At 56.7% G+C, this 22,047-nt stretch carries 20 protein-coding genes and 1 pseudogene; 6 read left to right on the forward strand and 15 right to left on the reverse strand.

Annotation, left to right across the window (positions count from 1 at the left end):
• The first annotated feature begins 69 nt into the window (after window positions 1-69).
• Window positions 70-663: a TetR family transcriptional regulator gene (locus tag LBF07_RS00570; RefSeq protein ID WP_069302880.1), complete on the forward strand. Its 594-nt coding sequence runs from the start codon at window positions 70-72 to the stop codon at window positions 661-663.
• 39 nt (window positions 664-702) lie between these two features.
• On the opposite strand, the gene nhoA is transcribed toward LBF07_RS00570, so the two are convergent.
• Window positions 703-1,548: an N-hydroxyarylamine O-acetyltransferase gene (nhoA, locus tag LBF07_RS00575; RefSeq protein WP_094934995.1), complete on the reverse strand. Its 846-nt coding sequence runs from the start codon at window positions 1,546-1,548 to the stop codon at window positions 703-705.
• Between the two features lie 108 nt (window positions 1,549-1,656).
• On the opposite strand from nhoA, the gene LBF07_RS00580 reads away from it, so the two are divergent.
• Entirely contained in the window at window positions 1,657-2,229 is a 573-nt protein-coding gene (locus LBF07_RS00580) for a flavin reductase family protein (RefSeq protein ID WP_032656883.1), read from the forward strand.
• 35 nt (window positions 2,230-2,264) lie between these two features.
• On the opposite strand, the gene fusA is transcribed toward LBF07_RS00580, so the two are convergent.
• The gene (fusA, locus tag LBF07_RS00585) at window positions 2,265-4,364 is read right to left on the reverse strand and encodes an elongation factor G (RefSeq protein WP_039262847.1); all 2,100 of its coding nucleotides are present in this window, start codon (window positions 4,362-4,364) and stop codon (window positions 2,265-2,267) included.
• A gap of 160 nt (window positions 4,365-4,524) precedes the next feature.
• Between fusA and LBF07_RS00590 the strand changes: the two genes are divergently transcribed.
• Window positions 4,525-4,827, forward strand: a complete 303-nt coding sequence (locus LBF07_RS00590) for a helix-turn-helix transcriptional regulator (protein ID WP_033145659.1) — start codon at window positions 4,525-4,527, stop codon at window positions 4,825-4,827.
• 68 nt (window positions 4,828-4,895) lie between these two features.
• Here LBF07_RS00590 and LBF07_RS00595 read toward each other — a convergent pair whose 3' ends face one another.
• Window positions 4,896-5,351, reverse strand: coding sequence for a GNAT family N-acetyltransferase (locus LBF07_RS00595; protein WP_087822649.1), 456 nt, complete (start codon window positions 5,349-5,351; stop codon window positions 4,896-4,898).
• A gap of 164 nt (window positions 5,352-5,515) precedes the next feature.
• Here LBF07_RS00595 and LBF07_RS00600 point away from each other — a divergent pair, with 164 nt between their 5' ends.
• Window positions 5,516-6,994 (forward strand): PLP-dependent aminotransferase family protein, encoded by a 1,479-nt coding sequence (locus tag LBF07_RS00600; RefSeq protein WP_094934994.1) that lies wholly within the window; start codon window positions 5,516-5,518, stop codon window positions 6,992-6,994.
• 27 nt (window positions 6,995-7,021) lie between these two features.
• Here the strand turns inward: LBF07_RS00600 and LBF07_RS00605 are convergent, their stop codons facing one another.
• Together LBF07_RS00605 and LBF07_RS00610 are read right to left on the reverse strand one after the other, a co-directional pair.
• Window positions 7,022-7,657: a helix-turn-helix domain-containing protein gene (locus LBF07_RS00605; protein ID WP_058840986.1), complete on the reverse strand. Its 636-nt coding sequence runs from the start codon at window positions 7,655-7,657 to the stop codon at window positions 7,022-7,024.
• 121 nt (window positions 7,658-7,778) lie between these two features.
• Complete coding sequence (locus tag LBF07_RS00610) at window positions 7,779-9,110, reverse strand: 2-hydroxycarboxylate transporter family protein (RefSeq protein ID WP_094934993.1); 1,332 nt, start codon at window positions 9,108-9,110, stop codon at window positions 7,779-7,781.
• A gap of 404 nt (window positions 9,111-9,514) precedes the next feature.
• Between LBF07_RS00610 and LBF07_RS00615 the strand changes: the two genes are divergently transcribed.
• Together LBF07_RS00615 and LBF07_RS00620 are read left to right on the forward strand one after the other, a co-directional pair.
• Entirely contained in the window at window positions 9,515-10,462 is a 948-nt protein-coding gene (locus LBF07_RS00615; RefSeq protein WP_023311961.1) for an AEC family transporter, read from the forward strand.
• A gap of 32 nt (window positions 10,463-10,494) precedes the next feature.
• Window positions 10,495-12,180: an NAD-dependent malic enzyme gene (locus LBF07_RS00620; protein WP_094934992.1), complete on the forward strand. Its 1,686-nt coding sequence runs from the start codon at window positions 10,495-10,497 to the stop codon at window positions 12,178-12,180.
• A 45-nt stretch (window positions 12,181-12,225) separates the two neighbouring features.
• Here the strand turns inward: LBF07_RS00620 and LBF07_RS00625 are convergent, their stop codons facing one another.
• From LBF07_RS00625 to LBF07_RS00670, 10 genes and pseudogenes are all read right to left on the reverse strand, one after another.
• Window positions 12,226-13,227 carry a Kdo(2)-lipid IV(A) acyltransferase gene (locus LBF07_RS00625; RefSeq protein ID WP_039262853.1) on the reverse strand — a complete coding sequence of 334 codons (1,002 nt, stop codon included), beginning with the start codon at window positions 13,225-13,227 and terminating at the stop codon, window positions 12,226-12,228.
• Window positions 13,228-13,420: 193 nt separating this feature from the next.
• Window positions 13,421-13,651 (reverse strand): tautomerase PptA, encoded by a 231-nt coding sequence (pptA, locus tag LBF07_RS00630; RefSeq protein ID WP_023335848.1) that lies wholly within the window; start codon window positions 13,649-13,651, stop codon window positions 13,421-13,423.
• Between the two features lie 37 nt (window positions 13,652-13,688).
• On the reverse strand, window positions 13,689-14,306 hold the full coding sequence (locus LBF07_RS00635) for a glutathione S-transferase family protein (RefSeq protein WP_039262854.1): 618 nt from the start codon (window positions 14,304-14,306) through the stop codon (window positions 13,689-13,691).
• Between the two features lie 166 nt (window positions 14,307-14,472).
• Window positions 14,473-15,360 (reverse strand): ABC transporter substrate-binding protein, encoded by an 888-nt coding sequence (locus LBF07_RS00640; protein WP_023311966.1) that lies wholly within the window; start codon window positions 15,358-15,360, stop codon window positions 14,473-14,475.
• Window positions 15,361-15,369: 9 nt separating this feature from the next.
• The gene (locus LBF07_RS00645; RefSeq protein ID WP_206462009.1) at window positions 15,370-16,143 is read right to left on the reverse strand and encodes an amino acid ABC transporter ATP-binding protein; all 774 of its coding nucleotides are present in this window, start codon (window positions 16,141-16,143) and stop codon (window positions 15,370-15,372) included.
• Window positions 16,127-17,053: an amino acid ABC transporter permease gene (locus LBF07_RS00650; protein ID WP_094934991.1), complete on the reverse strand. Its 927-nt coding sequence runs from the start codon at window positions 17,051-17,053 to the stop codon at window positions 16,127-16,129. The genes LBF07_RS00645 and LBF07_RS00650 overlap by 17 nt, the downstream gene beginning before the upstream one ends.
• Window positions 17,054-17,062: 9 nt before the next feature.
• Window positions 17,063-17,572 (reverse strand): GNAT family N-acetyltransferase, encoded by a 510-nt coding sequence (locus LBF07_RS00655; RefSeq protein WP_032656866.1) that lies wholly within the window; start codon window positions 17,570-17,572, stop codon window positions 17,063-17,065.
• 9 nt (window positions 17,573-17,581) lie between these two features.
• Window positions 17,582-19,845, reverse strand: a pseudogene (locus tag LBF07_RS00660) (NtaA/DmoA family FMN-dependent monooxygenase).
• A gap of 16 nt (window positions 19,846-19,861) precedes the next feature.
• Window positions 19,862-20,983, reverse strand: coding sequence for an amidohydrolase (locus tag LBF07_RS00665; protein WP_094934988.1), 1,122 nt, complete (start codon window positions 20,981-20,983; stop codon window positions 19,862-19,864).
• Entirely contained in the window at window positions 20,980-21,981 is a 1,002-nt protein-coding gene (locus LBF07_RS00670; protein WP_094934987.1) for an LLM class flavin-dependent oxidoreductase, read from the reverse strand. Before LBF07_RS00670 ends, LBF07_RS00665 begins: the two co-directional genes overlap by 4 nt.
• Between the last annotated feature and the right edge of the window lie 66 nt (window positions 21,982-22,047).

The following is a 22,047-nucleotide window of genomic DNA, read 5'->3' on the forward strand; positions in this document are numbered from 1 at the left end:
CTACGTAAAGTTGAACGCATGTCCAGCTTTTTGTTACACTCGTTTCATTCCCATTGAGAGTGAGTAAACATGCGATATCTGAGCAAGGATGAACGGCGGGAAGCCATCTTACAGGCCGCCATGCGCGTGGCGCTGGCTGAAGGACTGGCGGCAATGACGGTACGCCGTATTGCTGCCGAGGCCGGAGTCGCCACCGGCCAGGTGCATCATCATTTTACGTCCGGCGGCGAGCTAAAATCGCTGGCCTTCGTACGGCTAATTCGCGAGCTGCTGGATGCGGATGTCGCGGGTAGACAGGCCGGCTGGCGGGAACAGCTTCATGCCATGCTCGGCAGCGATGACGGGAGGTTTGAGCCCTATATTCGCCTGTGGCGTGAGGCGCAGATCCTCGCCAGCCGCGATGCCGATATCAAGGGCGCGTATGTGATGACCATGGAGATGTGGCACCAGGAAACGGTGGCGCTTATCAAAGCGGGAACGGAGGCCGGGGCATTAAAACCGGGCGATCGAGCGGAAAATATTGCCTGGCGCTTGATTGGTCTGGTGTGCGGTCTTGACGGAATGTATATCTTAAACATGCCCGAAATGGACGAAGCCGCCTTTAATAACCATCTTGATAAATTAATCACGCTCGAGTTGTTTAATACGCCGTCTAAGCAGTGATGTTGCCGGGTAGCGGCGACGCCTTACCCGGCCTGCGTATTATTTCCCGGCCTGAGGATGTGTATCAAAGCCCGCCATTACCGCCGTCAGCTCCGCCAGTGTAAAGCCGTGCTTCGGATCGTCAACCCCCAGCCCAAAGCGTTCCTGCATCAGCTGGTAAAGCGCCTCAGCATCCGGCAGATGGATCTGCTCTTCTACGTGACCGTTCTGCCAGTGGGTAAAGTTGAAGTTGGTTAGCGTCAGCTTGCCGCCGTCCGGCAGATGGCGACACATCAACAGATGATGACGGAAATGCGACTGCGGCCAGTGCGCCGACCAGAAATTCCCCATCACGTAATCGCTGAAATACTGCGTCGTCAGGTCAAACTGGTACATCGACTGCCAGTGCTCGTGGTGACGGAACTGCAGCACCCAGTCGTTCCCCTCGCTCAGCAGACGATACAGCCCGTGCGGCGTCTCCTGTTCTTCATTAGCGAGCAGTCGAATCGGCGCCGTCAGCGTCTGGCCGCCAAACCCCACATCGGCAATCCAGCGCTCACCGTTAAGCTCAACCAGCAGCAGACGGTGCGTGCGCGGAGGCATTTGCGGCGGATTCGCTAATACCACGCGCCCCAGCACGCTACGCACCGTAAACCCGACTTCACGCAATACGCGCTCGAACAGGCCGTTTTGCTCAAAGCAGTACCCTCCTCGATGTGCGGTGACCAGCTTGTCGACCAGACACCGATCGTCAAGCTGGATTTCGCGCGGTAGAACAACATCAATATTCTCAAAAGGGATCGCACAGTTGTGATGTAAATGCAGCGCGCGCAGGGTATCGATATCCACCCGCGTCGGTTGCGCCCAGCCGATGCGGGCAAAATAGGCGGTCAGAAATGGGGACATGCATCAGTTTCCTTTGATTGAGATGTTCTGTTTATAAACTAATTTTACGCACCCACTTTGATTTACGTGCTTTTTCGTCATACTCATCGGTGTAGATGAGGAGATCCTATGAGCCACTTTCGCCCCGTTGAATTACGTCATGCCAGCCGTCTGCTGAACCACGGCCCTACTGTGCTTATCACCAGTCGGGATGAAAGCCTCGACAGACGCAACGTGATGGCCGCCGCATGGTCAATGCCCGTTGAGTTTGAACCGCCGCGCATCGCGATAGTCGTGGATAAAAGTACCTGGTCACGCGAGCTGATTGAGCGCAGCGGGAAGTTTGGCATCGTCATCCCCGGCGTGGCGGCCGCCAACTGGACATACGCGGTCGGTAGCGTCAGCGGGCGCGATGAGGACAAATTTAACTGCTACGGGATCCCGGTCGTGAACGGTCCTGAACTTGGCCTGCCGGTGATAGAAGAAAAATGTCTGGCGTGGATGGAGTGTCGGTTATTACCCGTCACCTCAGCGGCAGAAAAATACGATACGCTGTTTGGTGAAGTGGTTTCAGCGGCAGCCGATGAACGCGCGTTTGTCGCCGGACGCTGGCAGTTTGACGGGGATAAGCTGAATACCCTGCATCATCTTGGGGCCGGAACGTTTGTCGCGAGCGGGAAGATGGTGAAGGCGCTGGATTGAGAAAACCCTCCCCCTATTGGGAGAGGGTGACCTTACTACTTCGCACGTCGTGAAATAATCTCATCCGCAACATTCCGCGGGGCTTCCGCAAAATGATGGAACTCCATCGTATACGTCGCGCGTCCCTGGGACATCGAGCGCAATGTCGTGGCATAACCAAACATCTCTGCCAGCGGCACGTCAGCGCGAATAATCTGGCTTCCGTACTGCTCTGCCATCCCCTGCACCATGCCGCGGCGGGAGGAGAGATCGCCCATAATGTTACCGGCGTACTCTTCCGGCGTTTCCACCTCCACGTGCATGATCGGCTCGAGAATCACCGGATCCGCCCTGCGGGCGCCCTCTTTGAAGCCGAGGATCGCCGCCATGCGGAACGCCATCTCAGACGAGTCGACGTCGTGATACGAGCCAAACGTCAGCGTCGCTTTGACATCAACGACCGGATAGCCCGCCAGCACGCCGCTGTTCATCGCTTCCCGCAGCCCTTTCTCAACGGACGGGATATACTCGCGCGGCACCACGCCGCCCTTGGTGGCATCTTCAAATTTAAAGCCACTCCCGGGCTCCAGCGGCTCCAGGCTCAGCACCACATGGCCGTACTGCCCTTTACCGCCGGACTGACGAACAAATTTGCCTTCGATATCCTTCACCGTTTTACGCAGTGTTTCACGGTAGGTTACCTGTGGGCGGCCAATGTTCGCCTCGACGCCAAACTCGCGCTTCATGCGGTCGACGATGATCTCAAGGTGTAGTTCACCCATCCCGGAGATAATGGTCTGGCCGGACTCTTCGTCAGTATGCAGGCGGAAAGACGGATCTTCCGCCGCGAGACGCTGCAGCGCGATCCCCATTTTCTCCTGATCGCCTTTGGTTTTCGGCTCGATCGCCAGCGAGATAACCGGATCCGGGAACTCCATGCGTTCAAGCGTGATCACGGCGTTCGGATCGGTGAGCGTGTCGCCGGTGGTCACATCCTTCAGACCCACGCAGGCCGCGATGTCTCCGGCGCGCAGTTCGTCCACCTCGTGGCGATCGTTGGCATGCATCAGCACGATACGCCCGATGCGCTCTTTCTTCCCTTTCACCGGGTTGTACACCGCGTCGCCTTTGCGCAGCACGCCAGAGTACACGCGGATAAAGGTCAGTTGACCGACGTACGGGTCGCTCATCAGCTTGAACGCCAGGGCCGAGAACGGCTCATCATCGCTTGGATGACGCTCCGCGTGCTGCCCTTTTTCATCCACGCCATCAATGGCAGGCACGTCCAGCGGCGATGGCATGAGCTCAATGACCGCATCGAGCATGCGCTGCACGCCTTTATTTTTGAACGCGCTGCCGCACAGCATCGGCTGAATTTCACCCGAGATGGTGCGAATACGCAGCCCTTTGATAATTTCCGCTTCCGTCAGGTCGCCGGTTTCCAGGTATTTGTCCATCAGCTCGTCGCTGGCTTCCGCCGCCGCAGAGACCATTTTTTCCCGCCATTCCTGGGCGGTACTGACCAAATCGTCCGGCACGGGCGCATAGGTGAACACCATGCCCTGCGTCGCGTCGTCCCACAGAATGGTGCGCATCTTGATGAGATCCACCACGCCGGTGAAATGATCTTCTGCACCCACCGGGATGACAATCGGCACCGGATTGGCCTTCAGGCGCTCCTGCATCATCCGTACGACGCGGAAGAAATCGGCACCCGGACGGTCCATTTTGTTGACGAAGGCCAGACGCGGAACGTGATATTTATTGGCCTGACGCCAGACGGTTTCCGACTGCGGCTGCACGCCGCCCACGGAGTCATACACCATCACGGCGCCGTCGAGCACGCGCATAGAACGTTCCACCTCAATGGTGAAATCCACGTGCCCCGGGGTGTCAATGATGTTGATCCGGTGCGGCTCATAGCCTCTGTCCATACCCGGCCAGAAGCAGCTGACGGCCGCGGAGGTAATCGTGATCCCGCGCTCTTGCTCCTGCGCCATCCAGTCAGTGGTTGCCGCGCCATCGTGTACTTCACCCAGCTTGTGGCTCATCCCGGTGTAAAACAGGATGCGCTCAGTGGTGGTGGTTTTACCGGCATCGATATGCGCGGAGATACCGATGTTGCGATAACGTTCGAGAGGGATGGGTCGGGGCATGATATTTCCTTAGTCACTATGACTTGTCTGTGACGACCAGGATGGTCGTGCATTCGTTCGTTTGCTATAATAGTCCTATTGTACGAGTATTATCGAACTATTTTTTAACGGTTGACCTATTGTTGATATAGCTCAATCTGACGCCAAACGCAGGAAAACGATGATCCCAAACCACCCTGAAACTGAACAAATACTGCTGGAAAATGTGCTGTTTGCCCTCGGCAACCCGCTCCGGCTTGCGATAATTCGCCGTCTGGCCGATGGCAGCGAACTCAGCTGTAACGCGCTGCGCCCGGAGGATGTGGTGAAATCGACAATGACCCACCACTGGCGCGTACTGCGCGACAGCGGCGTTATCTGGCAGCGCCCGCAGGGGCGGGAGAACATGATTTCGTTGCGAAGAGAGGATCTGGATGCCCGTTTTCCAGGGCTGATGGAGATACTTTTACAGGCTAAATCATAAGGATATACCTGTTATCCCCTGAAAAATGCCCCGTAAAGATGTAAGGGGCATAATTTCAGCAGAGGGGTTTATCTTACGTGCATACGATATTCAATCATTCCACTTTTCTTCGCAATCCAGTCGTACAATCGTTGCCCGCGATAGTTGGCTTCATGCGTATGCCAGTAAAGGTGACTGGCATGATGTTTTCTCGCTTCTCTCTGAACATATTCTATTAACTGTTTGCCAATGTGTTTGCCCCTTACGGCTTCGCAGACGTATAAATCTTCGAGGTAGCAGTAATCGCTCTCAGCCCATGTCGAACGGTGAAAAAGATAATGCGCAAAACCCACTACGTCTCCATTACATCGTGCCACCACGCAGAATAGCGGCTCAACGGGGCTGAAAAATCGTTGCCAGGTTCGTTCAGTAATTGCCCCGGACAGATCGACGTTGTAAAACGCCTGATATTTTCCCCATAGCGGCATCCAGCTTTCAAAATCACGTTCTTTAACTGCCTCAATTATCACGCTCGTATTATTCATATTGCCTCTTTGCTTATCCGTTTATTCGTTTCAGGAAGAGTGTATTCGCTGAATGGCACGTTTTGCCCCGCCAATTCTCGCCATCAAGGCAGACCAATTTTTCATCCTGCTGCGTGCACTATTGCTTTAGAATCAAGAGATACAGAGGGAAAGTGGACAACGTAATGTTTAAGCACGCGCAGCTAGAAACGGTTAAGACATGGATTATCGACCCCGCTAACGGATCGCTACCGCTTCATGAAAGGATCCAGAGAGCAATACGGACGCTGATACTGGAAGGAGTGCTATCTCACGGTAAGGCCCTTCCTGCTTCACGCGCGCTGGCGGCTTCTCTCTGCGTTTCACGGGACACAATTGAAGCGGCCTACTCCAGCCTGCATGCCGAAGGTTTTATTGAGAGACAAACAGGCAGAGGGAGCTTCGTCTCTTCCAGCGCGCGTTTTTTAAAACCCCGTCCTCGACAGCATCAGCCAACCGCTGAGATACGAAAAGCAAAACTCAGCGTCCGGGGAAAGACCGTTTATGAAAGCGGCGGGATCCGCGAGTTTTCTTCACCTCGCCCCCTTGCGCCCGGCATTCCTGAAACCCGCATGTTTCCCCTTCCGATCTGGGAGCGTCTTCAGCGACAGGTACTGAAGGAGTTTCAGCACCAGGCGTTAGAGCAAAGTCCACCCCAGGGTATAGAACGCCTGCGACGGGCAATTGCGGAATATGTCAACCTTGAGCGCGGAACGCGTGCGAGGGCAGAACAGGTCATCGTTCTGACAAGTTCTCAACAGGCGCTTGCGCTCTGTTCCCACGTGCTGATGGACGCCGGGGATGGCATTGTCATTGAAGATCCCTCCTATCAAGGGGCACACAAAGCGTTCAACGCTGCAGGGCTTCGCTGTATTCCGGTTCCTCTTGATGAAAAAGGCATCTCGGTTGACGGGCTTAATTCTCTGACCGAGCCTGCCAGGGCGATCTACCTTACGCCTTCTCATCAGTACCCCACCGGGGTGACGCTCTCTCTTGACCGACGACTGGCAGTTGTTAAATGGGCAAACCGTTACGGAGCCTGGATTATTGAGGATGACTATGACAGCGAGTTTCACTACGAAGGTAAGCCTATGGCCAGTCTTCAGGGGCTTGATACGTATAACCGGACAATTTATATCGGCACGTTCACCAAGTCTCTGTTCCCTGGGCTACGTATTGCCTACATGATCGTTCCCTCAGAATTGACAGAGCCCTTTACCATGGCGAGGACGTTAATGGATGGTCACACCGCCTCAATAACCCAGCTGACGCTGGCTAAATTTCTGGAGGGAGGCCATTTTGGCGCCTATGTTCGTAAGATGCGGAGTATTTATGTTGCTCGTCGCGACACGCTGGCAAGCATGATGGACGAATATCTCTCCGAATATGTTACCTGTGAAACGCCTGCGGGGGGAATGCAAATGCCTTGTCACCTGAAGCACGGCATATCCGAGAAAGAAATAGCCACCGCCGCCCGACGCGCGGGTGTTGATATACTTGGTCTTACCAATTTATATGCAGGTCCCCACGCGTCCACCGGTTTTTTGATGGGATTTGCTGCTTACACGGAAAGGGAAATAGAAGACGCTGTAAAAAAACTGGCCGCAATTTTCCGTCATGTTTGATGCCGTCGACCGGTCAGCGGCGAATACTCATTCCGGGCGAGCAAGGCTATAAACAGGGATCCGCCGGGTTGTTTTGGTGAGCGTATCAAACACCTCGGCGTCGGACGTCACGATCCTCATCCCCGTTTTGCGTAATCTCTGCACATCGGCCGCGATGCGCTGAATGCCAAACCAGAAAAGCCCGTCGAGTGCCGTCACCGACAGCCCGTTTTCCAGCGCCAGCCTGAGGCGTTCCTTCGGGGCTTTAACCTGCTGGGCAATTTGCCGGTAAGGCAGTTCATTGCATCCTGTCGCGTCACTGCGCTGGATACGCGTTTTCAGCTGATAGGTAAATTCGTCAGGTATTCCGTCGAGATCTCTTTTAAGGCTATAGACGCAGCCAAAGCGCTTGCCGTTAAACAGAACATTTTTCTGACTGAGCTGAAGCTCTTTTCTGACAACGTCTATCAGCTGGGGCGCACGGGTAAGGAGCAGCCTGAAGGGCAGCTCGAAGCTGGTGACGTAATCCACATTAAGCAACGCGAGGCGCAGCCGCTCCTCTGCACCGGACTGTTGCTCACGACACTCCTCCATCACCTCTGCCCACTGGCGCGTCAGGCGCTCCGGCTCGGCGGCTTCGGTAAGGAGATATTTTTCAATCTGATAATCAACTCTTCCGGTCATCGTGTGGTATCCCGTCGCTGTGGGTGCGGTAATTCTATACAGCGCGGTGAGTTTTATAAAGGACTGAACCGCAGCGGCACCCTGAAAATGTCGTTGCGATTCAGCATCCTGACGTTTCGGATCAGTGCGCCATAATCCAGCCCATCAGCAGCGTGGCGAAAATCACCGTCGACGCGCCGCCGATGCGGGTGGCGATCTGCGCGAACGGCATGAGCGACATCCGGTTAGACGCGGACAAAATGGCCACGTCCCCCGTTCCGCCCAGCCCGCTGTGGCAGCAGGTCACAATGGCCGCTTCCACAGGATACATATTCAGACGCGACGCGATAAAGTAGCCGCTCAGCGCCATCGCAATCACGACCGAACCGCATACCACCACGTATCCCACCGAGAAGACCGACACCACGCTTTCAAGCGGCACGTATAACATCCCGAGGCCGATCATCAGCGGCCAGACCAGCGCAGCAGAGACGAATTTATAGCAACTGTGCGCGCCCTGCTCCATTGAGGCCGGGATAACCCTGAAGTATTTACACAGGACGGCAATCAGGATCATCAGCACCGGGCCGGGAATGTGTACCAGTTTTTCAAACAATCCGCCGACGATGAAAAACGCGCACACCATCAGCAATCCACCCCCCATCAGATGAAAATCCGTCTGCTGTGTGCTTTGCGCCCCGGCAAACAGGCTGGCGTCGTCTTTACTCCGCGTAAGCATGCCATTTCCCGAAAGCGCAGGACGTTTCGCGCCGAGACGCGCCAGCGATCCCGCACAAATAATGGCGAAGATATTCCCGACGACTGCAGCGGGTGCCAGCTGCGCAACGTAGATGTCCGGCGTCTGCCCCAGTATTGCCGAATAGGCCAGGGACAGCGGCAAAATCCCCTCGCCAATCCCGCCGCCGATGATGGGCACAATGATGAAGAAGAAGGTGTGGTAAGGCGTATAACCAAACAGTGAGCCCACAATGAGGCCGCTCAGCACGGCCATGCATGTTCCGGCCACCAGCGGAACAAACATGCGCATCATCCCCTGGATCAGCAGCACCCGGTTCATCCCCAGAATGCTGCCGACCACCAGGCAGGCGATGACGAAATAGAGCAGATTCGCCTCTTTCATCAGCAGATGCACGGTATCAAGGGTATGTTTCCCGAATACGCCAAAATAGACCAGCACGGAGGGGACCATCAGGCACAGGATCGCCGGGCCGCCGATATCTTTCAGCACCGGGATTTGACGCCCTACTTTGGCAAACGCGAAGCCGAGGGTCATGATGACCGCGAGTCCACCAATCATATTTTTTGGCAGCAGCCCTGCCCAGGCGGACGTCGCCACAATCGCGGCAATCCCGACGAACAGCATCAACGGGACCGTGCCCACCTCGGTATTGTTGAGCCCAAAGGCAAAACGCGAGGTCGACAGTTCAGAAGTCGGTACAGGATTATCTTTCATATAATCACCTGAATTTGTGTTCGGATAAACAGAGAAAGGAATAACTGAAACTATTCCTGATACGAATAAATGTTCTTAAATATAAATAAAGACTTAGATGGCCTTTTCTAAAAACAGGCTCAACATGAAATTAGCACGGGCCTGCCGGGAGAAATGTGAACAGTTCGGCTCTTTGCTTTTAAATAACTTAATTCAGTATTAAGTAACTAAAGTTATTTATGGCGGCCATTGTCGCTTTCTTGCGTCTTATCAATATTTGACGAAAGTATTAGTTATCCAACTAATGCAATCTTTTTGAAATTAATAAAACCAGAGAGAGTGTGACCCTTGTCACTCCTGCCCTGCTTTCTAAGCGCTAGATTAGCGCTGCAATAAAACACATAAAATACCCTACAGGAAATACTATGCCTTCATTACTATTACAGTCACTGTTTCCGCTCGTCTTTATAATGTTACTTGGATGGCTAAGTGGAAAGCTGGGATATTCCCGGCGAGAAGATGCAAACGTCATGGCAACCGTGGTGATTCGTTTCGCCCTTCCTTTCCATCTTTTTATCGGTGCACTGCATACCGACCCGAATAAAATTAAGAACCTGACCTTTATGGCCGTTTTAGTTGTCGGTTTAATGGGGTCGTATTTACTGACGCTATTTATTTCGCGCTACGTTTTCCGCCACGATATCAAAACCAGCGCCATTCAGTCTCTGGTTTGCGCCTTTCCTGATATGGCCTACTTTGGCGCACCGGTCCTGGCGGTCTTGATTGGGCCGGAAGGATTTATCGGCGTGCTGATTGGCAATATTATTACCAGCGTTATCATGATCCCTCTGACTATCGTCCTGATTCGTATGGGTGATAAAAACGGTCAAGATGGCCTGGAGGCGCTGCACCCGGGCGCGATGATCGTACAAAACCTCATCAAGGCGGCGCGCAATCCTATCGTCTGGATCCCGGTCTCCGGCGTATTGCTCAGTCTGGCAGGCGTGCAAATTCCTTCTATTCTCAGCATGCCTATTGAGATGGTTGGAAAGGTTTCAGGCGGGCTGTCCCTGTTTGCCCTCGGCCTGTTGTTTTACGGTGAACGTCCAAAACTGAACGTGCAGACGTTTACCAACATCAGTATTAAAAACCTTATTCAGCCGGCAATGATGGCCGCCGCGGGGATCGCCTTTGGCCTGAGCCATACCTTACTGCAGCAGGTCGTCATTATTGGCGCAACGCCTTCCGCGATTGCCGCGGGGATGTTTGCCTTACGCAGCGATACCTATATTGATACCGCATCCTCTTCCATATTAATTGGCACCGCCGTCGGGGTCGTGACCGAAGGCATTATGATCTATTTTATTTCTTAATCTGCTTTATATAAAAAATTCAGGAGTTAACCATGTCCCGGAAAGAAGTTCTGTACACCCCCTATAACGGGGCCGTATTGCTGGAAAATCCGCTGCTAAATAAAGGACTCGCATTCATTAAAGAAGAGCGTGACAATTTTAATCTGCACGGGTTATTGCCGCACAACGTTGAAACCATTGAAGAACAAACCGAGCGCGCCTGGGTGCAATTTTGTCATTTTAAAAGCGATATTTCGCGTCATGTTTACCTGCGAAATATTCAGGACACCAATGAAACGCTCTTTTATAACCTCCTGCGTTCGCATCTCAAAGAGACGTTACCGATTATCTATACCCCGACGGTCGGTGAAGCCTGCGAGCATTTCTCCACGATTTATCGACGCGCGCGCGGCCTGTTTATTTCATGGCCGAATCGCCATCGTATTGATGAGATGCTGCAAAGCTTTTCGCGCAACGACGTTCGCGTGATTGTGGTGACGGACGGGGAACGTATTTTAGGGCTTGGCGATCAGGGTATCGGCGGAATGGGTATCCCAATTGGTAAGCTGTCGCTGTATACCGCCTGCGGAGGGATCCATCCGGCTTCTACCCTGCCGATTATGCTGGATGTCGGCACCAATAATCAGCAGCACCTCGACGACCCGATGTACATGGGCTGGCGCCACCCGCGCATCAGCGACGACCAGTACGCTGAGTTTATGGATATGTTTGTCAGCACCGTTAAAGCGCGCTGGCCCAATGTGCTCCTGCAGTTTGAAGACTTTGCGCAGAAAAACGCCACCAGGCTGCTCCAGCGCTACCGCGACCAGCTGTGCTGCTTCAATGATGATATCCAGGGCACGGCCGCCGTCACCGCCGGTACGCTGATGGCGGCGGCCCATGCCGCGGGCACGCGCATTCGCGACCAGCGCGTGGTCTTCCTGGGCAGCGGCTCTGCCGGATGCGGAATAGCTGAAAAAATTGTGGCGCTGATGGTGGATGACGGCCTGACCGAGCCGGAAGCGCGCAGCCGGATCTTTATGGTCGATCGCTTCGGCCTGCTGACCGACGACATGACCAACCTGCTCGATTTCCAGAAAAACCTGCTTACCGCGCGCGACGCCGTTTGCAGCTGGCAGGTAGACTCGCAAAATATTTCCCTGCTGGACGTGGTGAAAAACGCGCATCCCACGGTGATGATCGGCGTTTCGGGCCAGCCGGGGCTGTTCAGCGAAGAGATTGTCAAAGAGATGCATCGCCACTGTCCGCGCCCGATCATCATGCCGCTCTCGAACCCGACCTCGCGGGCGGAAGCCCAGCCGCAGGATCTTATCGCCTGGACCCAGGGTGCCGCGCTGGTGGCCACCGGCAGCCCGTTCGCCCCGGTATTCTGGGAGAATGAACACTACGAGATCGCCCAGTGTAACAACGCCTATATTTTCCCGGGCCTGGGGCTGGGCGTACTGGCCTGCAACGCGCGCCGGGTGACGGAAGAGATGCTGATGGCAGCAAGCCGCAGCCTGGCCGCGCAGTCTCCGCTGGTCACCACGGAAAAAGGCGGATTGCTGCCGCCGGTAGATCAGATTGAAACGGTTTCACGCCAGATTGCCGTTGCCGTCGCCCGGGCCGCGATTGAACAGGGCGTGGCTCCGGCGATAGATGATGAGACGCTGATGGCGCGTATTGAGAAGACCTGGTGGCAGGCGGACTATGCGCCATACCGCAGGTCTGCGCTGTAAGCCTCGATCCTGCCCTCACTGCACGGTGAGGGCAGAATCGCTGCCTCAGTGCTGGACGCCCGACCGGTCGGAAAGATCGGCAGCGGACAGGATATCAGCCCGTGGTGCCACGCTCTTGCGGCGGGCATACCGGTCAGGCTGACCTTCAGGACGCGTTTTGAAGCGCCGGTGCAGCCACATATACTGTTCTGGCGCCATCCGTACCGCCTGCTCAATCGCCCTGTTCATCTGCGTCGCAACAGATTCTTTATCGCCCCCCTGCAGCGCCTCGCTGATATCCTCCAGAATAATCAGTTCGTAGCCGGTACCGTCCGCCCGGCGGCGCGGCACAAAGGGAATGACGGCAGGCTTAGCGCTTTTGACCAGCATATAGCTTCCAGCGGTCGTGGCGGCATCCGCAACCGCAAAGAACGGCACAAAGACGCTATTGGTTTTGCCATAGTCATGGTCCGGGGCGTACCACAAAATTTCATTCTGCTTCAGCGAGCGGATCATGCCCTTTAAATCATGACGATCGAGCATGGTTTTATTGGAGCGCAGGCGCCCGCGCGTCTGAAGCCAGTCCAGCAGCGCGTTATTATTCGGACGATACACCCCAATGCCGGGGTTGAGCATGCCAAAGATCCGCGCGCCCAGCTCAAGGGTGAGAAAATGCATGCCAACGAGCACCACGCCATTTCCCTTTGCCCGCGCCTTTTCCATGTGCTCATAACCCGTCACGGTAAAGCATTTCTTCACCCGCCACGCAGGCCAGAACCATGCCATCCCGGTTTCGATTACCCCCATTCCTACCGATTCAAAATTACGCTGCAGCAGTGACTCTCGCTCCGCCTTTTTCATCTCCGGAAAACAGAGTTCCAGGTTGCGGCGGGCAATCTCAACCCGGCGCGGAAGCAGGCGCATCGCCAGCCGTCCAAGACTGTGGCCGATTCGGAACAGCAGCGGATAAGGGAGCAGCATGATGAGCCACAGCGCGGCGATGCCAGCCCAGCTTAGCCAGTAACGAGGGTGAAGAAAGGCGAGTGAAAAACGGGGTAATTTTGTCATGAGAAAATTATCCTTTAGCGTGTCTGTCCTTAACTGATTCTGTTTGAGATCTTTCCTAAGGATTGATGGGCTGTCAGCCAGAAACGTAAAGTGTAACGGATAAGATAAAACGCATTTTTATCGATTTTTGCGAAAAAGCGGGAAGACGAGGCGGGGAAAAACCGGGGAGAAGAGTTCCCCCCGGCAATTGCGCTTACATTGAATAGCCTGGCTTTTTGATTAATTCGTCCAGCTTCGGTCCTATTTCGGTATCCCAGACCTGCGCTTTCCAGTCCTCCTGGTTCACCTGATTCAACGCAACGGACACCGAGCTGTCTTTGCTGTTGAAATGGCGAATAATGACCTCAGCAATATCCTCGGCCAGTGCGGTTTTTTGTTCGTCGTTCAAATCGCGGGGAAAACATTTGATATCTACGTGTGGCATATGCAGGCTTCCAGTTGTGAGTCAGGGCTCCACGTTATCAGATAATACCGTTGGCCTTTAACACCTTGTGCAGTTCCGGCAGCTGACATACGGTATCTGCGATGGCCGTCAGTTTCGGCGTATTGGCCGCAAACCAGTCATGGCGTGGCCCCCAGGTTCGCGCCACCGCGATATACACATCCAGCAGCGTCAGCCGTTCACCCAGCGCAAACGGGGCGGCCTTGAGCTGAGTTTCGAACCACAAATAGAGGGACTTCCGGTATTCGATGCAGTTTTTCTGCAGCTGTTCAGGCGCATCCGGCGCCCAGCGTTCGGGATAGTCCGCATACGTAAACGTGGGATAGACGTTGGCCACAAACCAGATCAGCAAGCGCTGAAACTGCTGGCGTTCGGCCTGCCCCACGGGCGGCGCAAGATCGGGACATCTGTCGAGCACCATCAGGGCAATCGCCGCCGTTTCGGTCATGATGGCGCCATTTTCCAGCTCCAGCGTGGGCACCTGACACAGCGGGTTGAGCTTTTGCAGCAGCTCGCGCTGCGGGCCGGGCTGGTCAAACCCGTCCACGTTGATAAATTGATAAGGGATATCGGCCAGGGTTAGCATCACTTCACCGATCGCCGAGCCCCAGCCGGGTACGCCATAGAGTTTAATCATGTTGCCTCCGCAGGGATGAAAACCCTAAGTGTATACCCGTCATACTTCAAGTTGCAGGTGCGTTGGCTGCACTCACTCACCCCAGTCACGTACTTGTGTACGCTCCCGGGGATTCGTTCCCTTGCCGCCTTCCTGCAACTCGAATTATTTTGGGTATAGAGCACCATTAGTAGGTTATCCCAGGTGGGTTGACCTCCGACTGCGCCACCGCTTCGCCCTGCTCGCCCCAGCGCGCCAGCACCTTCTGGTAATCTCCGCGCTTAATCGCGCCGTCCAGCGCGGCCTGCAGCGCGTACACCAGCTCATTGCCCTTTTTGGTGGTGGTCGCGACATAGGCTTTTTTCGGCCCTAAACCGACCACGCGGGTTTTGCCCGTGAGCGCAGCCTTATAAGCCGATACCGACTGCGGGCCGAAGAACACGTCAGCCCTGCCGGACTGAATATAGAGATTGCCCGAGGCATCGTCGTGGAGATAGACCGGCAGCGCAGGCGCCCTTCCCGCCTTTTTGTTCTCTTCGTTCCAGCCCAGCAGGATGCGTTCCTGATTCGTACCAGAGCCGACGATCACCTTTTTCCCGGCCAGATCTTCCGCGCTTTTGATTGACTGAATCTCGCTGGTGGATTTCACCGAAAACGCCAGCGAATCGACGCGGTAGGTCGCAAAATCAAATTTCTCTTTACGCTGTTCGGTCACCGCAATGTTCACCAGCGCCACGTCGTAGCGCCCGGAGGCGATCCCGAGCGGCCAGTCTTCCCACGCCGTCGGCACCAGCTTCAGCTTTAGCCCCAGGCTGCCCGCCAGCAGGCGGGCGATATCCGGGTCGCTGCCAATGCGCGTGCGGTTATCGCTGGCCAGCAGCGCCAGCGGCGGAGAATTCAGCGCCGAAACGGCGACCGTCAGCGTACCCGGCTCAACGAATTTGTAATTGGCGGGGATCTTCGCCACGGCCTGCCTATCCACCGTCACCGGCAGCGGCTGCTCGTTGGCTTTCAAATCAATGCTGGCGTGGCTCGCCGTCGTGAAGACCAGCCCCGCCAGAAGTCCATATTTCATTGACACTCCTTACAAGACTTTGGAGAGAAACTGGCGCGTTCGCGCATGTGACGGACGGTTTAATACCTCGTCACTGCTTCCCTGCTCGATGATTTTTCCGTCGACCATAAACACCACCTGATCCGCCACCTCCCGGGCAAAGCCGATCTCGTGGGTCACTACCACCAGCGTGGTGCCGGACCGGGCCAGCTTTTTGATCACGTCTAACACTTCCCCCACCAGCTCCGGATCGAGCGCCGAGGTGGGCTCATCAAACAGCATCACGCGAGGACGCAGCGCCAGCGCGCGGGCAATGGCAATACGCTGCTGCTGCCCGCCGGAGAGATGACGAGACCAGGCATCGGCTTTATCCCGCAGCCCGACCACGTCCAGCAGGCTGTACGCCCTTTCCACCGCCTCTTTTTTGCTGAGCTTTTTATGCGCGATGGGCGCCTCAATCAGGTTTTCCAGCACCGTGAGGTGCGGAAAGAGATTGAAGTTCTGAAACACGTAGCCCACGTTGACGCGCTGCTTGAGGATCTCCTTCTCCTTCAGCTCATACAGCCTGTCGCCCTGACGACGGTAGCCAATGTAGTCTCCGTCGATCTGAATAAAACCTTCATCGACGCGCTCCAGGTGATTAATGGTGCGCAGCAGCGTCGATTTGCCGGAGCCGGACGGCCCGAGGATCACCGTCACGGACCAGGGCGGGATCTCCAGCGAAACGTTGTCGAGCGCCTTATGGCGACCGAAATACTTGCTGACGCCGGTAATCGAAATATGTCCTTCAGGAGAGGCTTGCATGGACGGGCTCCTGTGCTGGCGTGGTGGTGACAGAACGGGTGCGACGACCGGCACGGTTCTGGTTAACGGCAGAGCGGCGTTCGCTGCGGGCAAGCGCGCGCTCGACGCCATACTGGATAGCGGACAGGACGGTGGTGATCGCCAGATACCAGGCGGCACCGACTATCAGCAGCGGGATCACCTCCTGCGTGCGGTTGTAGATCATCTGGATGGTATAGAACAGCTCCGGCATCGCCAGGACGTATACCATCGCCGTACCCTTGGCGAGGCTGATGATTTCATTGAACCCCGACGGCAGAATGGTGCGCAGCGCCTGAGGCAAAATGATGCGCACCGTGCGTCGCCAGGCCGGCAGACCGAGCGCGGCGGCGGCCTCATACTGGCCGTGATCGACCCCGAGGAATCCGCCGCGAACGATCTCGGCGGTATAGGCGCTCTGCACCAGGGTGAGCCCCACCACGGCGGTAGAAAACTGACCCAGCACGTTGATGGTTTCAAAGCTGCCCCAGGTGATGCCGGTGAACGGCACGCCGAGCGAAAGCGTGTCGTAGAGATAGGAAAAGTTGTAGAGAATGATCAGCACCACGATCAGCGGCAGCGACCGAAACAGCCAGATGTAGGCCCACGCCAGGCTGCTCAGCAGCCAGGATGAAGAGAGTCGCGCCAGCGCCAGCATGCCGCCAAGCACCACGCTCAGCGCGGTGCCGATCAGCGTCAGCAGCAGGGTCTGCCCGACGCCTTCGAGGATCACCGGGTCAAAGAACCAGCGGGCAAACACCGCCCACTCCCAGCGCGGGTTAAAGGCCACGGACTGAATCACGACCGCCAGGACAAACAGCGCCACCGCGGCGCCGACGGCCCGCAGCGGATAACGCGCCGGGACCACCTTAATGGTTTCAACGTTGCTCATCGTCGTTCCTCATGCGGTTTTACTGAACGCTTCGCGTACCAGCGTTTTGGTGAAGCGCAGCCGGCCGTCAAACGGCGGCTGGCTGTACTCTTCCGGATCGCGGTTCAGATCGAACTGCGCCTGATAGCCCTGGCTGAGATAGAGCCGTACCGCTTCCGGCTGGCGAAAGCCGGTTGTCAGGTAAATTTGGCTGTATCCTGCCAGCACCGCCCTGCGCTCAAGCTCCTGCACCACGCGCCCGGCAAGCCCCTGCTGACGCAGGGTTTTGTCCGTCCAGATGCGTTTGATTTCTGCGGTGCGTTCGTCGAAAGGTTTGTACGCGCCGGTGGCGATAATCTTCCCGTCGCGCTCCAGTACGATAAACAGCCCCTGCGGCGCTAAATACCACTCGGTGAGCTCAACCTCCGCGTCTTTGGAGAAGTAGTCCCCGTAGCGGGCGGCATATTCACCGAACAGCCCCTCGATAATGGGCTGAAGCTCGGCGTCTTCCGGTGAAACATCACGAAATCGTTCGCTCATCACGCCTCCTTAATCACCCAGGCCAGCCGGGTTCACTTCTGACTGAGGAATACGCTCAACGCCTTCCCCCCAGCGGTTCAGCACTTTGTCGTAGTCGCCGTTGTTGATCACGCCGTTCAGCGCGGTTTGCACCGGCTCAACCAGCCCGCTGCCTTTCTTCAGCGTAACCGCAATGTGCGCCGCCTTCGGCCAGCCGCCGTCGACGCTACCCACCAGTTTGGTTTTCCCGTTCAGCGCCGCTTTCCAGGCGCCAATCACGTTCGGGCCAAAGTAGGCATCCGCGCGCCCGGACTGCAGGGCCAGCGTTTGTGCCGCATCGTCTTTGGTGTAGATCGGGGTAAAGGGCTTCAGCCCCTTCTTGAGGTTTTCGGCATTCCAGGCCAGCAGGATGGCCTCCTGGTTGGTGCCGGAGCCGACGATAATCCGCAGCCCGGCGATGTCCTCAGCCTTTTGCAACGACTTGATCGGGCTGGTTGATTTCACGTAGAACCCGAGGGAATCTTTGCGGTAGGTGGCAAAGTCAAACTTCTCTTTACGCTCTTTGGTGACGGTGATGTTGCTGATAGCGGCATCATATTTCCCGGAAGCCACGCCCAGCGGCCAGTCTTCCCAGGAGGTTGGCACCACGTTTAGCTCCAGCCCGAGGCTGTCAGCGACCAGACGGGCGACGTCAACCTCGCTTCCCAGCAGCGTTTTGTTGTCGTCGGAAAACACCGTCAGCGGCGGTTGATTGAGGCCCGCCACCGCCACGGTAAATTTCCCCGGCACGGCAAAGCGATAGTCTTTCGGCAGCTGTGCCACCGCCTCGCTGTTTTTGACGGTATTAACCGGCGTTTTATTGGCCTCGATGCTCACGCCGGTGCCGTTAATATTCACATTCTCTGCCCAGACGGCAGGGGTAAAGGCCAGCGCGAGCGCCAGAATAAGCGTTGTTTTCTGCATAGCGGGGTTCTCTTTTATTGTTGTGTGTATTGGTTTTTAGGTTCGTCTAAGCCGAGGCTTTCGCGCAGCGTGGTGCCCGGGTAGTCGGTACGGAACAGGCCGCGCGCCTGTAAAACAGGCACCACCTGGTCAACAAAGCGCGGGAAGGTGTCCGGCGTGCCGCCCTGAATGATGAAGCCGTCTGCGGCATAGCCTTCAAACCAGGCCTGCAGACCGTCGGCCACCTCTTCCGGCGTACCGGAAAAGCGCGGTCGCGGCGAGGCGGCTTCCAGCGCCACCTGACGCAGGGTTAAGCTGCGCTCGCGGGCGTTACGCTTGATTTCATCGGTGGTGCTGCGGAAGCTGTTTTTGCCTAAGTCGCCGATATCCGGGAACGGTTCGTCGAGCGGGTACTGGCTGAAATCGTGATGTTCGAAATAGCGTCCGAGGTAGTTGAGGGCATCGTTAATCGACACTAGCGCCGCCGTGGTTTGATACTGGTTTTCCACGTCGTCGGCGTCTTTACCCACAATCACGCTGACGCCCTGGAAAATATGTAAATCTGACGCGCGGCGTCCGTTACTTTCCAGCTGCTGCTTCACGTCGCGATAAAACGCTTTTGCCTCATCGAGGGTCTCTTGATGGGTAAAAATGGCGTCGGCATGTTTCGCCGCCAGCTTTTTCCCGTCGTCCGACGCGCCCGCCTGAAAGACAATCGGCCGCCCCTGCGGCGTTCGACCAATATTCAGCGGCCCGGCGATCTGGAAGAAATCACCGTGGTGGTCCAGGGTATGCAATTTGGCCGGGTCAAAAAACTGACCGCTCTCTTTGTTGCGCACAAAGGCATCACCTTCCCAGGAATCCCATAGCCCTTTCACCACGTCGAGATATTCATCCGCAATGCGATAGCGCAGCGCGTGCTCGGGATGTTTTTCACGGGAAAAGTTCTTCGCTGACCCTTCCAGCGGCGAAGTCACCACGTTCCAGCCCGCGCGACCGTTGCTGAGGTGGTCGAGGCTGGCGAACTGGCGCGCCGTGGTGAAGGGCTCGCTGTAGGAGGTGGATAAGGTTCCCACCAGCCCCAGGCGCGAGGTGATGCTGGCGAGAGCGGATAACACCGTCAGCGGTTCAAAGCGATTTAAAAAATGCGGGATCGATTTCTCGTTGATATAGAGACCGTCGGCAACGAATAAAAAATCGAGTTTGCCCTCCTCCGCCTTTAACGCCGTCGCTTTGACGAAATCAAAATTGATGCTTGCATCGGCGACGGCCTCAGGGTGACGCCAGGCGGACATATTTCCCGATGCACCATGCAAAATGGTCCCGAGCCGCAGTTGACGATGTGCAGACATATTCACCTCTTCAGAATTAAACGTGTTGCAGGGCTTTTTCCGCAAGCTTTGCAAAATAGCGGGCAGCGGGCTCAATTAATGCCTCATCCGGGTTGAATGCCGGATGATGTAAACCATACGGGCTGTTGCTGCCGATGCTGACAAACGCCCCCGGGATCTGCTGCAGATAGACCGCGAAATCTTCCCCGCCCATATGCAGCTCGGCGTGCCGGGTTTCGTAGCCTGCTTCTCTGGCGACCGAGGTGGCGAAATCGGCCCAGCGCTCGTCGTTCACCAGCGCGGTGGGCCCGGCATACCAGGTGATATCAATCTGCGCGCTAAAGGCGCTGGCAAACCCGGCGGCAATTTCGCCCACGCGGGCTTTCACGTTCTGCTGCACTTCCGTGCGGTGGGTGCGCAGCGTGCCTTCCAGCTCGACGCTTTCCGGCAGCACGTTCCAGGTGTTACCGCCTGCAATGCGCGTCACGCTCAGCACCACCGAATCCAGCGTATTGACGTTGCGGCTGGCGACGCTTTGCAGCGCCGTCACCAGCTGGCTCGCCAGCACGATGGCGTCATTACCTTCGTGCGGACGTGCGGCGTGCGCGCCCTTACCGGTAATGCGGATCACGAAGCGATCGACGTTGGCATAAAACGGCCCGCCGCGGGTAGCGAACTCACCGACCGGCAGGCCGGGCTCGTTGTGCATGCCGAAGATGGCGCTGACGTCGCGCAGGGCACCGGCCCGCACCATGCTCTTCGCACCGCCAAAGTTCTCTTCGGCAGGCTGAAACAGGATCCGCACCCGGCCGTTAAGCGACGCTTCCCGCTCTTTCAGCTTTAACGCGGCGCCGAGGATCACGCTGGTGTGGATATCGTGTCCGCAGGCATGCATTACGCCTGCACGCTGGGAGCTAAACGGCACGCCGCTGCGCTCTTCAATCGGCAGGGCATCAATATCTGCGCGCAGCGCAATCAGTTTGTTGCCCGAGCCGATTTCCGCCACCAGCCCGGTCGACAGGTCGTAAGGCTGCGGGGTGATCCCGGCATTCGTCAGCCACTGGCGCAGACGCGTTGTGGTTTCCACTTCCTGGCCGGAGAGCTCCGGGTTCTGGTGCAGCTCGCGACGCCAGGCAATCAGCTGTTCGCCAAAGCTCATACGGTGACCTCCTTGTTAAGACGCGCCTCGGCAAGCAGGCGCAGCGACGCGACGCGCGTTGCCCCCTCCGCTACCGGCGTGTCGATGATAAATTCGTCAATGCCCCACTTTTCATGCAGGGCGTTAAGCTGTTCGAGCACCGACTCAGCCGTACCCGCCAGCAGCGACTGCGCCCGACGTGCAATGCGCACCGGCTCGCTGCCCGCCTGGCGCGCAAAGGCGTAGGCCTGCTCTTCGCTGGCCACGGTGACACGCTGGCCGTTTGCCAGCTCAACGCCCCACACTTCGACCTTCTGCGCCAGGGCTTCCGCTTCGGCCTGCGTCGGCGCAACAATCGCCTGTACCGCCACAATCACGTCCCGCGCGCTGTTCTTACGCCAGGTCGAAACCACCTCGCGCAGCAGGTCCGGGTCACCGTTCAGATGCGCGGCAAAGACAAAGTGCCAGCCGAGCCCGGCGGCCAGCAGCGCGCTATCGATACTCGCGCCCAGCAGGAAACCCTCAGCAGGCAGCGGCGGCAGCGGCGTGGCGCGAACGGCCTCTTCATGAGACTGATGCTCAGGACGGATCCAGCGATCGAGCTGGGCCAGTTGTTCGGCGAAGCTGCCCTTTTCCTCTTGATTCAGACCCTGCTGCAGCGCGCGGGTTGAGAGCGGCAGCCCGCCGGGGGCTTTTCCGACGCCGAGATCCACGCGGCCGGGCGCCAGCGCGGCCAGCACGTTGAAATTCTCGGCGACTTTATAAGGGCTGTAGTGCTGAAGCATCACGCCGCCGGATCCGACGCGGATGCGCGTGGTTTGCCCGAGGATCCAGGCAATCAGCAGCTCCGGCGAAGGGCTGGCAAGGTGGGGAGTATTGTGGTGTTCGGCAATCCAGAAGCGGTGATAGCCCAGATTTTCTGCCTGCTGCGCCAGCGCCAGGGTCCGCGCCAGCGCATCGGCAGCCGTTTCGTTTTCAGCGACGGGGCTTTTATCCAGAATGCTGATTCGCCATGACATGTTGCGTTCTCGTTTGACTTAACATGTCGACATTATTAAAGGCGCATTTCACCACTGAGAAACAAT

It is taken from the genome of Enterobacter cloacae complex sp. ECL352, from assembly GCF_020149545.1.
Taxonomy (GTDB): Bacteria; Pseudomonadota; Gammaproteobacteria; order Enterobacterales; family Enterobacteriaceae; genus Enterobacter; species Enterobacter asburiae_B.